General features: G+C 44.2%; 15 protein-coding genes. 5 read left to right on the forward strand and 10 right to left on the reverse strand.

Annotated features, from left to right (window positions below; all coding sequences use genetic code 11):
• The first annotated feature begins 81 nt into the window (after positions 1–81).
• Positions 82–1,590 (forward strand): membrane-bound lytic murein transglycosylase MltF, encoded by a 1,509-nt coding sequence (mltF, locus tag AACS00_RS00405; RefSeq protein ID WP_110168129.1) that lies wholly within the window; start codon positions 82–84, stop codon positions 1,588–1,590.
• Positions 1,591–2,075: 485 nt separating this feature from the next.
• The gene (locus tag AACS00_RS00410; RefSeq protein ID WP_004395771.1) at positions 2,076–2,207 is read left to right on the forward strand and encodes a hypothetical protein; all 132 of its coding nucleotides are present in this window, start codon (positions 2,076–2,078) and stop codon (positions 2,205–2,207) included.
• A 104-nt stretch (positions 2,208–2,311) separates the two neighbouring features.
• On the opposite strand, the gene tadA is transcribed toward AACS00_RS00410, so the two are convergent.
• Complete coding sequence (tadA, locus tag AACS00_RS00415; protein WP_072668697.1) at positions 2,312–2,818, reverse strand: tRNA adenosine(34) deaminase TadA; 507 nt, start codon at positions 2,816–2,818, stop codon at positions 2,312–2,314.
• A gap of 124 nt (positions 2,819–2,942) precedes the next feature.
• On the reverse strand, positions 2,943–3,815 hold the full coding sequence (locus AACS00_RS00420; RefSeq protein WP_072668698.1) for a LysR family transcriptional regulator: 873 nt from the start codon (positions 3,813–3,815) through the stop codon (positions 2,943–2,945).
• A 169-nt stretch (positions 3,816–3,984) separates the two neighbouring features.
• Between AACS00_RS00420 and AACS00_RS00425 the strand changes: the two genes are divergently transcribed.
• Positions 3,985–5,130 carry an S-(hydroxymethyl)glutathione dehydrogenase/class III alcohol dehydrogenase gene (locus tag AACS00_RS00425; RefSeq protein WP_110168131.1) on the forward strand — a complete coding sequence of 382 codons (1,146 nt, stop codon included), beginning with the start codon at positions 3,985–3,987 and terminating at the stop codon, positions 5,128–5,130.
• Between the two features lie 59 nt (positions 5,131–5,189).
• Positions 5,190–6,035 (forward strand): S-formylglutathione hydrolase, encoded by an 846-nt coding sequence (gene fghA, locus AACS00_RS00430; protein WP_072668700.1) that lies wholly within the window; start codon positions 5,190–5,192, stop codon positions 6,033–6,035.
• 147 nt (positions 6,036–6,182) lie between these two features.
• Here fghA and AACS00_RS00435 read toward each other — a convergent pair whose 3' ends face one another.
• From AACS00_RS00435 to AACS00_RS00455, 5 genes are all read right to left on the reverse strand, one after another.
• Positions 6,183–7,742: an AbgT family transporter gene (locus tag AACS00_RS00435; protein WP_110168132.1), complete on the reverse strand. Its 1,560-nt coding sequence runs from the start codon at positions 7,740–7,742 to the stop codon at positions 6,183–6,185.
• A gap of 579 nt (positions 7,743–8,321) precedes the next feature.
• Positions 8,322–8,732, reverse strand: coding sequence for a type IV pilus modification PilV family protein (locus AACS00_RS00440; RefSeq protein ID WP_110168134.1), 411 nt, complete (start codon positions 8,730–8,732; stop codon positions 8,322–8,324).
• The gene (locus AACS00_RS00445) at positions 8,722–9,945 is read right to left on the reverse strand and encodes a hypothetical protein (RefSeq protein ID WP_072668704.1); all 1,224 of its coding nucleotides are present in this window, start codon (positions 9,943–9,945) and stop codon (positions 8,722–8,724) included. The genes AACS00_RS00440 and AACS00_RS00445 overlap by 11 nt, the downstream gene beginning before the upstream one ends.
• Positions 9,942–10,553 (reverse strand): pilus assembly protein PilW, encoded by a 612-nt coding sequence (locus tag AACS00_RS00450; RefSeq protein ID WP_258306884.1) that lies wholly within the window; start codon positions 10,551–10,553, stop codon positions 9,942–9,944. The genes AACS00_RS00445 and AACS00_RS00450 overlap by 4 nt, the downstream gene beginning before the upstream one ends.
• Positions 10,534–11,046 (reverse strand): GspH/FimT family pseudopilin, encoded by a 513-nt coding sequence (locus AACS00_RS00455; RefSeq protein WP_110168135.1) that lies wholly within the window; start codon positions 11,044–11,046, stop codon positions 10,534–10,536. The genes AACS00_RS00450 and AACS00_RS00455 overlap by 20 nt, the downstream gene beginning before the upstream one ends.
• A 97-nt stretch (positions 11,047–11,143) precedes the next feature.
• Between AACS00_RS00455 and AACS00_RS00460 the strand changes: the two genes are divergently transcribed.
• Entirely contained in the window at positions 11,144–11,593 is a 450-nt protein-coding gene (locus AACS00_RS00460) for a type IV pilin protein (RefSeq protein WP_181397636.1), read from the forward strand.
• 32 nt (positions 11,594–11,625) lie between these two features.
• Here the strand turns inward: AACS00_RS00460 and AACS00_RS00465 are convergent, their stop codons facing one another.
• The 3 genes from AACS00_RS00465 to dnaJ all read right to left on the reverse strand — a co-directional run bounded on the left by AACS00_RS00465 (position 11,626) and on the right by dnaJ (position 15,083).
• Positions 11,626–12,246 (reverse strand): LysE family translocator, encoded by a 621-nt coding sequence (locus AACS00_RS00465; RefSeq protein WP_110168136.1) that lies wholly within the window; start codon positions 12,244–12,246, stop codon positions 11,626–11,628.
• Positions 12,247–12,386: 140 nt separating this feature from the next.
• Positions 12,387–13,673 carry a DEAD/DEAH box helicase gene (locus AACS00_RS00470; protein ID WP_110168137.1) on the reverse strand — a complete coding sequence of 429 codons (1,287 nt, stop codon included), beginning with the start codon at positions 13,671–13,673 and terminating at the stop codon, positions 12,387–12,389.
• Between the two features lie 261 nt (positions 13,674–13,934).
• Entirely contained in the window at positions 13,935–15,083 is a 1,149-nt protein-coding gene (gene dnaJ, locus AACS00_RS00475) for a molecular chaperone DnaJ (protein WP_072668710.1), read from the reverse strand.
• Positions 15,084–15,123 lie beyond the last annotated feature (40 nt).

Consider the following 15,123-nt stretch of genomic DNA (forward strand, 5'->3'; position numbering starts at 1 on the left):
AGAGCGATGGTGTATAAGCTTTGCCTTCAACACCTCAGGTTTGGTATAAAGACATAACCAGATGTAAGAGATCACCAATCAATGACCCCATTTTCTTTCACGTTTTTCTATCGCGCGCTATGGCTAGCATTAACCATGCTCGTTCTCAACGGCTGCCAAATTGACTCTGAGCCACAAAGCGAGCTAGAAAAAATCCGTGAGAGAGGCGTGCTGCGTGTCGGCACGTTAAATAATCAACTGTCCTATTTTATCGGACCTGATGGTCCTGCTGGCCTTGATTACGAATTAGCAAGAGAGTTTGCTCGTGAGCTGGGAGTACGGTTAGAAATGAAACCCGCCTACCGTACATCGAGTCTCTTTCCTGCTTTAAAAAATGGCGAGATAGATATTATTGCCGCAGGGTTAAGCCAATCTGAACAACGCTTAAAAGAGTACCGCGCAGGACCTGCTTACTATTATGTATCACAACAGGTGGTATACAAGCCGGGCCAATGGCGACCTCGTAATATTAGTCAGTTAATCGCCAGACAAGATGAACTGTTGGCGGAGCATGATCAGCAACCTATTTTTAAAATCGTCAACGATTCTCATTTTACTACGACATTAGCCAGCGTTGCCGAGCGTTATCCTGACTTTCAATACGAGATTGATAATAATAGTGATGTGAGTGAGCTATTAAAACAGGTCTCTAAAGGTGAACTGCTGTTTACGATGGCGGACTCAGTAGAAATCTCACTCTCACAGCGTATTTATCCAGATATCGCAATGGCTTTTGAAATGACCGAGGACCAGCCGATTTCTTGGTTTATGCGGCGTTCTGATGATGAAAGTTTATATGCGTTAATGATAGAATTTTTCGGTAATCTCAAACAATCCGGAGGTTTGGCCTCTTTAGAAGAAAAATACATCGGCCACATTGGTAACTTTGATTATGTGGATACTCGCGCCTTTATTCGCGCGTTGGAAACACGCTTACCTAAATGGGCGCCGCTGTTTCAAAAATATTCAGAAGAATTTGATTGGCGTTTAATTGCTGCGGTGGCTTATCAGGAGTCACACTGGAATCCGATTGCTCGCTCGCCAACTGGCGTTCGCGGCATGATGATGCTCACCTTACCAACGGCGCGCAGTGTTGGAGTAACTAATCGACTCGATGCAGAACAATCGATTCAAGGTGGCGTCGAATATCTACGCAGAATGGTCGCACGGATTCCAGACAGTATTCCACAACATGAAAAAATCTGGTTTGCATTGGCTTCCTATAATATTGGCTATGGGCATATGATGGATGCTCGTCGTCTTACTCGCCAACAAGGTGGATCGCCAGATTCATGGGTTGATGTCAAAGATCGCTTACCTCTTTTGCGTCAGCAACGCTATTTCTCTCAGACGCGTTATGGCTATGCTCGTGGAGATGAAGCTCGCGCTTATGTGGAAAACATCCGTCGCTATTACCAAAGCATCATCGGCCATATGGATCCACATCATAGTAGTGATACCGATCTTGGGATTGATGATTTGTTAGTGATTACTATCGGTCCAGAAGACGTTGTGGATGAGAGTGATGAGAACAACGCAGATAACGAATAAATAACCATTAGCGAGCACCGATTTTTCCATCATCTACCCAACAAAATTTGCTGCTCGCTAATAAAATCTCTTGATTTTTATATCTAAAAACCATAAATATCTAGTGTGAAATTTAACGGTAATAAAGTATTGATACACTTTATCCCTACCTTGCTATACCCAAACGACTTGAAGTTGTAGGTAGGCGGCAAGTGAGTGAATCCCCATGAGCATAGGCAAACGATGTGATTGGGGTAAACGAACGTAGCCAACACCGCTGCTTTAAATAGGAAGGGGATAAATGCTTAATCTAGCACAGGTGAGGATCGTTAGGCCCTTATCTGATTACTTTGTGTCACATCAACCTGATGAAAAAAGACTGAGGTAATCTACCCTAACCACTTCAAGTCATAGCATCCATGAAAAAAGTCGATCCACATGGCTGCCACTTACAGTGGGAAGGGTTCGGTAAGTTTGATTATTTTTATAATAATAGGAGGGTGTTTATGTTGAAGCGAAAACGTCAATCAAAACTCCTGAACAAAGCAGTATCAGCCAATCGCCGCCGCCGTATGCTGGCAAACACAAAGAAGAAAGTGCTCGCTCGTCATCGTGCGTTCGTGCAACTGATAGACTGATCAGAGACCAGCAAACATCTACTCTATAAAGACTGAATCAAGTGGTAGATGTTTGCCCATATCCTTCTTAGCCACCGAGTTCATTACCATTCTTGATCTTACCTTTATTTTTGTTGTTCTTTTTGAGCTTTTATTTCTTGTCGCCGACGCTTAAAAAAAGCTTGCAGTTGCACCCGACATTCATCAGCTAATAGGCCTTTTTCAACCACCGCGTAATGATAAGCCGCTTGGCTAGCAAATAAATTCAGTACCGTTCCTGCGGCTCCGGCTTTGAGATCCGGCGCACCATAAACAATACGTGCCACTCGGCTATGGAGCAAAGCACCTGCACACATTGGACACGGTTCTAAGGTGACATACAAGGTGGTATCTAATAAACGATAGTTTTGCAAAGCTTGCCCGGCTTGACGCAGCACTTGGATCTCAGCATGAGCCGTTGCATCATGTTCACCAATCGAGCGATTCCAACCCTCAGCGATCACTTGACCATCTTTGACTAATACCGCCCCGACGGGTACCTCGCCTTCCGCTTCGGCCTTCGCTGCAAGCGCTATCGCTCGGCGCATAAAGTCTTCATCTTGTTGGGAAAACAAGGAGGAACTGTCGTTCATAAATGCCTCTTTATACCAATAATAATACCCAAACTATTTAGCCTTGCGGTAAGTAAGCCGCTATCGCTCTCATCAAATAGAAAAGGGATAGAAAGTATATCGTTAACCGCTTTATCCGGTAAGCTTAAAGCGATAAATGCTGAGTTAGATGGTCAACCAACAAACGAACCTTGGTTGATAAGTGGCGATTTTGTGGATACAGCGCCCATACCCCCTCGCGATCATCTTGAAAAGTTGCCAACACTTCGATCAACTTTCCTTGTGCGAGGTGTTCAGTGACATAGTAATCGGGTAATTGCGCCAGCCCCATCCCCTTCAACGCAGCATCAAGCAGCACCATGCCACTACTGCAGCGAATTCGACCACTCACTTTGATGCTTCTTGATTGCTTATTTTCCTTAAATCGCCAATGATCGTGGGTACCAATCAAACAAGAGTGACGCGTTAATTCAGATAAAGCATAGGGAGTACCATATTGTGCTAAATAGGCCTGACTGGCACAAACGTGTAAACGACGCTCACTGAGTTTACGAGCGATAAAGCTGGAATCCTCCAATTGCCCTAACCGTATCGCTAAATCAATACCTTGATCGATCAAATCCAACTTCTGGTTAGTTAATACCAACTCCAAATCAAGCTGCGGATAAAGTAATAAAAAGTTATGCAATAGTGGCGCTATTTTTTGCTCACCATACGTCACCGGAGCCGTCACTTTAATTTTGCCACTTGGGGTATGTTGGATCTGCGTTATCGCTTGCTCAGCCTGAAGCAAACCATCAACCAACACTTTACATTGTTGGTAATACAGCATGCCCGCTTCCGTCAAAGATACTTTGCGTGTGGTTCTGAGCAAAAGTTTTATGCCTAATCTCTCCTCAAGCTGTAATACTCGTCGACTGATATTTGCCACGGAGGTGTGTAAGCGCTCAGCCGCTTGAGTAAAACTCCCCATCTCAGCGACGGCCACAAACTCATTAACCCCTTCCCAACTTGCCATAGCACCTCATTATTACTTAATTGTAAAAGTCATTCTTATTTTCAGCCGATTATAGCAATAAAATAACGCACTATACTGACCTTGTTATAGCCGCAGGGCTTCCCTAACTAAGTTCGTGGTGAGCACTGAAATGAATCGATCACGAATCTTCATCGCAAGGAATACGATTATGTCACAAGATAAATTTATCAAATCACGCGCCGCCATTGCTTGGGGCCCGAATCAACCACTGAGCATCGAAGAAGTCGACGTAATGCTGCCTCGTAAAGGCGAAGTATTGGTACGAATTGTTGCCACTGGTGTTTGTCATACTGATGCTTTTACTCTTTCTGGTGAAGATCCAGAAGGGGTTTTCCCGACCATTCTTGGTCATGAAGGGGGTGGAATTGTCGAAATGGTTGGTGAAGGCGTGACCAGTGTGGCAGTCGGTGATCACGTGATCCCACTCTATACTGCGGAATGTGGTGAATGTAAATTTTGTACTTCAGGCAAAACTAACCTCTGCCAAGCGGTACGCGCGACACAAGGTAAAGGATTGATGCCAGATGGCACCACTCGCTTTTATAAAGATGGGCAGCCGATTTACCACTATATGGGCTGCTCTACTTTTTCTGAATACACCGTACTGCCTGAAATATCGCTTGCCAAAGTCAATAAACAAGCACCATTAGAAGAAGTGTGTTTACTCGGCTGCGGTGTAACAACCGGTATGGGCGCGGTCTTAAATACCGCTAAAGTTCAACAAGGGGATACGGTTGCAATTTTTGGCCTTGGCGGCATTGGGTTATCTGCGATTATTGGCGCACGAATGGCAGGAGCCAGTCGAATCATTGGTATTGATATTAATGAGAAAAAGTTTGCTTTAGCGCAACAACTAGGCGCGACCGATTGCATTAATCCGCAACTGTTTTCCAAACCGATCCAAGAAGTGATCGTCGAAATGACTGATGGCGGCGTTGATTTCTCATTTGAGTGTATTGGTAATGTCAATGTCATGCGTCAAGCTTTAGAGTGCTGCCATAAAGGTTGGGGAGAATCAGTGATCATTGGCGTGGCGGGTGCAGGGCAAGAAATCACAACACGTCCATTTCAGTTAGTGACAGGTCGAGTGTGGCGAGGCAGTGCATTTGGCGGCGTAAAAGGACGCTCACAATTACCGGCTATCGTCGAACAATACTTGGCCGGAGAGTTCGGTTTACAAGAGTTTATTACTCATACCATGCCATTAGATAAGATCAACGAGGCTTTTGAATTAATGCATTCAGGAGAAAGTATTCGTTCCGTGGTGCATTTTAACTCTCAACCGTCCGCTTAATCTTAGCCGTCGCCATTCCGTTGGCGACGTTAAGTCATCGCTAATTAGGAGCCGTATTCATGAGCCTTACCCCTATCAGTCAATCCAAAGTATTTTCTGGTTGGCATAAACAGTATCAACATACCTCATCGGTACTAAATTGTGAGATGCGTTTTGCGATTTACCTGCCGCCACAAGCTTCACCTCAAACTCCGGTTCCGGTGTTGTACTGGCTTTCTGGGCTAACGTGCAGTGATGAAAACTTTATGCAAAAAGCCGCTGCTTTTCGTAAAGCAGCTGAACTTGGTATTGCAATTGTCGCGGCAGACACCAGCCCACGAGGCGAATCCGTCGCTGATGATCCACAAGGTGCTTACGATTTAGGGCTAGGGGCTGGGTTTTACGTTAATGCAACTCAAGCACCGTGGAAAGAGCATTATCAAATGTACAGCTATATTGTTGATGAACTCCCGGCATTGATTGAGCAACATTTTCCGGTGAATCAACGTCGATCTATTGCAGGACATAGCATGGGAGGGCATGGTGCTTTAACCATCGGCATTAAAAATCCACAGCGCTATTGCTCTATTTCGGCATTGAGTCCGATTTGTCATCCCAGTGATTGTCCTTGGGGACAAAAAGCGTTTCGGCATTATCTTGGTGAGGATCAAGCGGCGTGGCAAGAGTATGATGCGGTAGAGTTGCTTAAACATCAAAGCACTGCATTGCCTATCTTAGTGGATCAAGGGGAAGCGGATCCCTTCCTACAAGAGCAATTAAAACCTGAGACTTTACAAGCCGTAGCCGATGATAATGCGTTAGCTTTTACCTTGCGGCTGCATGCTGGTTACGATCATAGCTACTACTTTATTCAGAGTTTTATCAACGATCATCTTGATTTTCACGAACAGTATCTTAAAGGCTAGTCAACAACTGAACGGGTATCCATGGCTGATACCCATCATCCAACCCCACTTAAACGCTAGTAAAAAAGCCTGCTATATCAGCAGGCTTTCATGATTAAACTCATTTTATGATAGTTGATGGTAACGAACCACCGGCTGTCGATTAGATTATAATGAGTAGGTATAAGGCGCTTGAATACCCAGAGGAATACCCAGTGCCCAATAGGCTAGTAGGAAAATTGTCCAACCAATCAGCATGGCAATGGAGTACGGCATCATTAATGACGCTAAAGTGCCAATCCCTGCTCCTTTCACATAGCGCTGGCAATACACCACCACCAATGGGAAGAAGACCATCAAAGGTGAAATGATATTCGACACCGAATCCCCCACCCGATAGGCCGCTTGCGACAACTCAGGGGAAATGCCCACCGCCATCAACATCGGCACTAAAATTGGACCAATTAATGCCCATTTTGCCGAAGCAGAACCTATCAACAAGTTCACCATCGCGGTCAATAAAATCATCCCGACAATGGTTGCTTGTCCGGGTAAGTTCATCGCTTTTAGCCCTTCCGCGCCATACAGTGCCAGCATAGTACCGATGTTTGATTGGCTAAAGGCGGCCAAAAATTGCGCGCAGAAAAACGCCATTACGATATAAGCGCCCATGGTCGACATAGTGGCGGACATGGCTTTAATGACATCATTATTGGTTTTAAACGTGCCTGAAACTCGTCCGTAAACAATGCCGGGGATAATAAATAAGATGAAAATCAACGGGACAATAGAGCGCATCACAGGTGCAGAAAAAGCGGTCAACTCTCCTTCAGGAGAACGCAGCGCTGACGTTTCTGGCCATAAAGCCGCGATCAGTAATCCAATACCGACTAACATTGCACCGCCAGCATAACGAAACGCCTTAGATTCAATAGCGGAAAATGATCCTAAATCTGGGGCTGTTTCCGCATCTTCATCAATCGGCATACTGTTTAAACGAGGTTCAATGATTTTCTCCGTAACATACCAACCAATAGCAACAATTAGGATAGAGGATAATCCGGTAAAGAATATATTAGAGAGTGGGTTTACTTGGTAAGTTGGATCCAGCACTTGCGCCGCGGTTTGGGTAAAACCAGCGAGTAGCGGATCAATCCCTGAAGGGACGAAGTTCGCGGCAAAACCACCGGATACCCCAGCAAAAGCCGCAGCAATACCAGCCAGTGGATGACGGCCAGCAGCGTGAAAAATAATGCCACCTAATGGAATAACCAGTACATAGCCAGCATCAGCTGCTGTATGTGAGACAATCGCCACCAAAATTAACATCGGCGTTAATAACTGAGCCGGAGTAAAGTTGAGCATTTTTTTCAAGCCAGTAGTAATAAAGCCTGAAGAATCAGCAACGCCAACCCCAAGCATCGCTACGAGTACAATGCCTAATGGAGCAAAACTGGTAAAGGTTGTCACCATATTGGCTAAAAAGTTAGCTAACTCTTTGCCAGTTAATAAATTATTAACTTGCAGCGCTTCGCCAGTACGAGGATTGATCAAATCGAAGCTTGCCTGCGATAGTAAAGCTGAAGCGACCCAAACGATAATGAGAGCCCAGAAAAAAAGTATCGCAGGGTCTGGGATTTTATTGCCCACCCGCTCAATTAAATTTAAAAAACGATCCATACGACTCGATGGTTGCGTAGGTGCTGAGTTTACCGCTTGATTACTCATCCGAAGTTCCTAATTCATGTTGTGTCTATCCCCTTGCTGATTAATGACGAGGTAAAATTCCTCCCGATCCTATTCATGGATCTTCGTTCGTCACTAACTGGGCAAGCCAAAGTGTTTAGGGAGATATCTGGTTAATCAGAGTCACAGTGTGCATTTGGATAGATTTATCTTATTGACGTTATCCTATCGATATCTGTGCTCAATTATTGTGAGTCATAGCCCATGATGAGATTCTATAAAACAAGCCTAGGCGAAGCACAAAGTTCCAAACCAATTGAAACATCTAGAGACACTTTGCCCAACCTTGCTATATCAAAGCAACATTACATCAACAAACCATCAACAACACTCCCTACAATTGGGTAATCAACGTATAAAGCTAGCGATAAATCGTAACGTCGATACCCAAATGACTTGGAGTTGCAGGTAGGCGGCGAATGAGTGAATCCCCATGAGCATAGACAAACTATGCGATTGGGGTGAACGAACGTAGCCAACACCGCTGCAGCTTCAAGTAAGAAGGGTAGATAATGCAAAGATATATTGATTGGACCTGTATAAAAAGAAGCAATAAAACCTCTAATCGAACTCGCTGTGTTGGGAAATCATCGTTTTGAGTTGGACAGATTGATCTTTGCCATACCTGTCTTTCCAAGTGGCATGAACAACAATGGTTTTTAATGCTCCGGATAGCTGGGTTGAAGGTACGCTCCACTGCAACAAGTAGAGAGGATGACTACTATCCTCCCCATCGACAAAGTCATGAGGATAATTCGCGACTAAACTGGCCGTCGCGGCTGAAGCACCACGGGTGCGAAACCATTCTAATTTTTGCTCAGCAAGGTTGAGTGCAGTAATGCTGTGCTGCGCAAAATCTGCACGCTGCTCAACAAAGGCTTGCAACTTAACTAAACTCAATGCGCCGACGCCGATGAGCAGAAAAGCAATCATCACTTCTATCAAACTAAAACCATATTGTTTAATAGCCATTCCAGCTCCCTTGTTGTAATGAAAGGATCTCTAAGCGATCATAGGGGTTATTACTCGATCTATAGTGCAAAGCAAACGCACCGCCAATCACTATTTCTGCACCATCAGCATCAAACACGATTCCTCCATCCGGTCGAAAAGCACCACGATCAACGTACACCGTATTACTGGTTAACAAGTCCTTTATCGCCTCGTAAAACGGTGCTTGTTGCCAAGCGTTCGATAATGTCGCTGAATTAGCAAACTTAGGCAAAGACGTATCGACCATATGGAAAAATGCGCCTCCATACACTGAAGCTCCATTCGTCGCAAATAAACCGTTTTCTACCACTAAAGAACGACCATTCGGTGCTGAGAAGCCAGCATTGATAAAACAATCCCCCTGCAACCAAACTTTCTTATGACTTTCAAAAGCCTGTTGGATAACATGACTACAATTGATCGACTTCTCAGCATTTAGCTCAATTAGATAATGTTCACTCTTAATTTTTTGATAGTTATCAGGGGTATAAGCGAGACCAAAATAAGACTCAAACGGCTTAATATGCTTATCTTGTACAAAATCGGTTTTAAACTCTGGCGAATCTTTGGTACTAAATTCTCCTTCACGGCTACCTGCTATCGAGGTTTTACTATTAGGTTTACAAGGTTTAGTACCAGCATCGGCATCTTGAGTCTGTAATCCACTGCCTGAGCTGGGATGAAACTCAACTTGATACTTATAACGCACTGCGATGCAATCATAAAAACCGTCGTTATCGGCTTCTCCTACGGCCTCCGGTTGGATATCAAAACTTCCCACTAAACGTAAATTCGCATTGGTTTGAATCGCTCCCGTACCGGGCGAATGTAAGTAAAATTGCTTATTAACTTGGCTATAGCCTGCGCGAGAATAAATACGATAAGCACTATTAACCAATGCTTGACTGTACAATTCATCAAGTTCAAGCGGCTGCTTACAAATCGAACCTAGCTCGTGATTAGCGACGTAAGAAAGGGAAGCCACGCGAGAAGGATCTTGTGCGATATAAGCATACAAACATTCAACGCCACCTTCTGCTAACCAATAACTTTGCCGAGCACTCACTTCATTTTGCGCCCTCTTAATTTGATAGAACAAATTTTTATACGAGCCAAGAGTTATCACTAAGGTAATAGAGAGCAAGACTGCTGTGATCAGTAATGTCGCGATGCCTTGTTGATGACGCCTCATGATTGCCAATTCCTTTGCGTAATGTGCAATTGCATCGAATGAGCCACCTCCGGGTTAGCGACTAAAGAAGCACTAACATCAATCGAAATAACTGCACTTTGTACCGCCTGACCGTTAAGAGGGAAACGCTTTACAACAAAGTCCGTCACTTTGACTTGTTTGGGTTCAAACAAGTCATAGCAACGTTGTAAGCTTATTGATTGCTGAGTTTTGATCTGATCACTATTTGCTTGGCAATATTTCAACATTCTGTCGCCTACACGATACAAAGTATGACTGAATTTTCCAGACGAGGAGTTAGGGGTATAATAGACATAACCTATCGAGGTTTCGGTCACTGCCAGCAAGTCATCTTGATCGCTAAATATGACTGAATGATTACTGATACCATTATAACCAGCACGTAATACATCGCGTTTCAATTGATACATCACCATACTCATTTGTTGCTGAAGCATAATGTGTTGGCTACGCTGCAATGCTACACGCTGGTTAGAGAGAAAGACACTACCTATGATTACCAAGGCGATGCTGCCTACTAAGCTAGCTATCATAAATTCAACTAAGCTGGCCCCCGATTGCCGGTATTTAGCACGCTGAAAAGCCATACAACTCTCCTTGAATACTGCAGATCCTTACTCGCCCAGCACCATTATGAAATCTCACATTAAGTCCTTGGCTGCCTCCCCCTTGCCCTTGAATCGTAATCCTGCCAGCACTCGTCGGATTGCCCATAACAGGCTCAAATGTAACTGGATTGATTCGACTATTATAAGAGACAGATAAGCTATGATAGCGATCGCCGTTCAAGACAGAAATGATCGTTTCTGGTGACAAAGTAGAATGATTTTCATGGCTAGAAAGTAATAAACGCCATTCTCCTGTATTCGAGGGTATCCCCTCTATATGAACCCAGATCTCTTGGTTACGAAACACCGCCTCAGATTTGGCTTGCATAAAAAAGCCATGTAAATCATTGGCCAGTGCCGTCATTTTAATTTGCTGATTTACCTGACGATAACTCGGCGCAGCAAAGGCTAGCATCAGCGTCACAATACTGAGCGTAATTAATAGTTCTAAAAGAGTAAAGCCGCGAACCATTTCCCAAAATCCTTTGCAAACATAGAGATAGTCGTAAATCAACTTGCCTCGATATTAACAGTAATCAACACTAGGCAAGGATTGGTTAACAGAACGAATGGACATGATTCGAATAAATAAATGCAATGAATTGCACAAAAAGATGGGCGGCATGACACTGATCGAATTAATGATTGCCGTGGTGATCGTCGGTGTGCTGGCAAGTATTGCTTACCCAACTTACAGCCACTACGTGAAAGAGGGGCACCGTCGCCAAGTAATGGCTGATATGGTCAAAGTACAGCTCTATTTAGAAGAGAACTATCGCCATAGTGACGGTTATCCTATAGACGAAATATTTGACAACAATAGCGTCTGTTCATTTTGTGACTACGATAGTGAACGATTTGAACTTACCATTAAATCTATTAACGATAACAGGCAATACACCATCATCGCTAAGCCACTGCTACAAAGAGGACAAAACACCGATACCTGTCGCGGAGAACAATATGATCAATTAGAACTGAAAAGTAGTGGAGAAGCCCTGCCTCGGGCATGCTGGTAGACGAGCCAAGAGTAGATAAGCTATAGCAAAGATTACCCCAACAAAAGCCAGACTGCGACTGCGAGCATTAGCGTTCCCGAAATCCGGTTCATCAAACGAACGTTATTGGTATGACCTAAAGCATGTTTCAAGCCTTTACCGCCCGTTGCGTAAATCGTCATACAGACAAACTCCGAAATCATGATGATTGAAATCAACCAGAACAATTGCGGTGCAATCGGAGCTTGGCTATTAATAAAAGGCGGCAATAATGCAATCATAAACGCCCACCCTTTGGGATTAGCAATGGCAGTCACAAAGCCTTGGACAATCAAATCCCAATCTTTACGAACAATAGGGGTTTCAACATTTTGATTCAACGCTAATTTACCTTTTGAGCGCCACATTTGAACCCCGATATAACCAAGATATGCCGCACCCAATGTTTTAAATACCGTAAATAACCAAGGATAATTGAGCATAACGGATGCCATCCCCAATACTGCCGCTATCGCTACTACAGCAACGCCAATCAGTTCGCCGAACATCATCCATAAGGTACGTCGATAACCAATGCTCATCCCCAAGCTAAGCGCTAATGTCATGCACATACCGGGAGTGATAGAGACAAAAAAGAAAGTCGGCACAAAAGCGAAAAGTAGCGCACTCGTCATGATCGATCCAAATGAAAAAAGAGAGTTAGAAAAGAAAAACTACGGCGTGGTATTGAACCTTTAATCTACCGCAGTTGTCTTGCGTATTTCAAGTAACAAAAAAGCTACCTAAAGTAGCTTTTTTGTCAATCATAGTACAATTACTTGTTGCGTTTTTTTAAACGGTTCATCATTGATAAACGACGTTCAGCAGAAGCTTGATCTGGCTTATCTTCATTCGGGTTGTTACGACGGCCTTGACGATCTTTAAAAGCCGCTTTCGTCTGCAATTTTTCAAGGTAAGCATCGCGTTTTTTCGGTTCATACCCAGGCTGCTCAACACGACGAATGCGTTGCTGAATAAGCTTCTCAACTTGAATTAGTGTTAACTCTTCTTCACGACTGACAAACGATACTGCATGACCTTGCTTACCCGCCCGACCAGTGCGCCCAATGCGATGCACATAATCCTCAGCTAAAAAAGGCATATCATAGTTAATGACATGAGGCAGATCGACAATATCTAACCCACGCGCAGCAACATCCGTAGCGACCATCACTCGGGCTTTGCCCTCTTTAAATTCATCCAATGCACGGCGACGGGCACTTTGTCCTTTATCACCATGACAGATCACCGCTTTAATGCCATCTAATTTGAGTTCTTTAACCACTTGATTAGCGGTTTCTTTGTAGTTCACAAACACCAAAACCTGCTGCCAGTTTTTACGGCCAATCAACTCAGAAAGCAGCTCCGTTTTACGTTCTTGATCCACAGGATAAACTACATGCGCAACAGTACTTGCTGTCGTATTAACACGATCGGCATTAATCCGTTTCGGCTTACGTAAAATATCACCAGCCAATTGGTTGAGTTGAGTTGATGTGGTCGCTGAGAACATCATGATTTGTGGCGATGTTTCAACTTCCAGCATGATCTTACGTACTGGGTTGATAAACCCCATATCTAAAATACGATCCGCTTCATCAAAAACCAAAAACTCTAAATTGGCCAGTGAGACATTGCCTTCACTTAAATGCTCTTCTAAACGCCCCGGAGTTGCGACCAAGATATCAACTCCACTCTCGAGTTGACGTACTTGCGAAGACATTTTATTGCCACCGTAAACGGCGGTAACGCTCAGCGAAGTATATTTAACGTAGTCTTTAATATTTTGAGCGATTTGAGCAGCTAATTCACGAGTTGGCGCTAAGATCAACGCTCGCGCAGTATGTGGAGAGGGCTTTTTACCACTATCTAATAAGCGTTGGATAACTGGTAATGAAAACGCGGCTGTTTTGCCAGTACCGGTTTGCGCCGTTGCAAAAATATCATGCCCTTTGCGAGCCTCGGGGATCGCTTGTTGCTGAATTGGGGTTAATTTTTCATAACCACATTCTGTTAGCGCTTTAACCAATTCAGGGGCAAAACCTTGAGATAAAAATGACATTTAACGGGTTCCTTAAACAGACAGCCGATGATTCTTAATATTAGCCGAGCACTATAGCGGATTTAGGGTGATTTATCTCACATTTATCGTAACCAAGGATAAATTCTCTTCTTGTCACTAACAAATATAGTATCAAGTGATTGGTGGGAAAAACGAAGTGAACGAATCCCGACAACGATAGAGGACCGCATGACGAGGCTCAGAAAGGGAGTTAAGGCTGGAAATTCATCTTTCCAGCCTTATTATATAAAACAGCGCTAATTAACTGGTCAAATCATCAAAAAACTTTTTAACGCCGTTGAAAAAGCCCTCTGATTTCGGTTTATGCTTATTTGCCGCATCTCCACCACAAGAGTCTTCAAGCTCACGCAGTAACTCTTTTTGACGTGCGCTGAGTTTAACCGGCGTTTCCACGACCAATTTGACAATTAAATCACCAATAGCACCGCCACGAACACTCTTAACCCCTTTACCACGCATGCGGAACATACGTCCGGTTTGAGTTTCTTCTGGCACTTTGAGATTCACTCGCCCATCGAGCGTCGGTACTTCAACTTCACCACCTAAAGCGGCCATAGCAAAACTCACCGGGACTTCACAGTACAAGTTATTACCATCACGCTCAAAAATGTGATGTTCTTTAACATGAACTTGTACGTATAAATCTCCGGCTGGTGCGCCCATATCTCCCGCTTCACCTTCGTTGGCTAAACGGATGCGATCCCCAGTGTCGACTCCCGCAGGAATTTTGACGTTAAGGGTTTTGGTCTTCTGCTTACGACCTTGACCATGACAAACATTACAAGGATCTTTAATGATTTTGCCTTTACCATGACAGGTAGGACAGGTCTGCTGAACAGCAAAGAAGCCTTGACGCATCTGCACTTGTCCGTGACCATGACACGTTCCACAGGTTTGAGCTGAAGTTCCTTTCTTAGCACCGGTTCCATCGCATGAGTCACAATGAACCAGGGTTGGGACTTCAATCTCTTTACTGCAGCCACGAACCGCTTCTTCTAAGGTCAACTCCATATTGTAACGCAGATCTGCGCCACGCTGTGGACGAGGAGCACCACCGCCACGGCGACCACCGCCAAAAATATCACCGAAGACATCGCCGAAGATATCTCCAAAATCGGCACCACCACCACTAAAGCCACCACCGCCAAAGCCACCAGCGCCTTGTTCAAAGGCTCGATGGCCATATTGATCATAGGCCGCTTTCTTTTGCGGATCAGTTAGAATTTCGTACGCTTCTTTTACTTCTTTAAACTTATCCGCTGCACTGGCATCACCCGGATTGCGATCGGGGTGGAATTTCATTGCTAGGCGCTTATAGGCCTTTTTAATATCGCGCTCTGAGGCATCACGGCTAACGCCTAATACTTCGTAAAAATCACGTTTTGACATGTTTTTAATCACCAATTATTACTACCAACGGGTTTACCGC

It is taken from the genome of Vibrio sp. 11986-1-5 (assembly GCF_963878025.1).
GTDB lineage: Bacteria > Pseudomonadota > Gammaproteobacteria > Enterobacterales > Vibrionaceae > Vibrio > Vibrio injensis.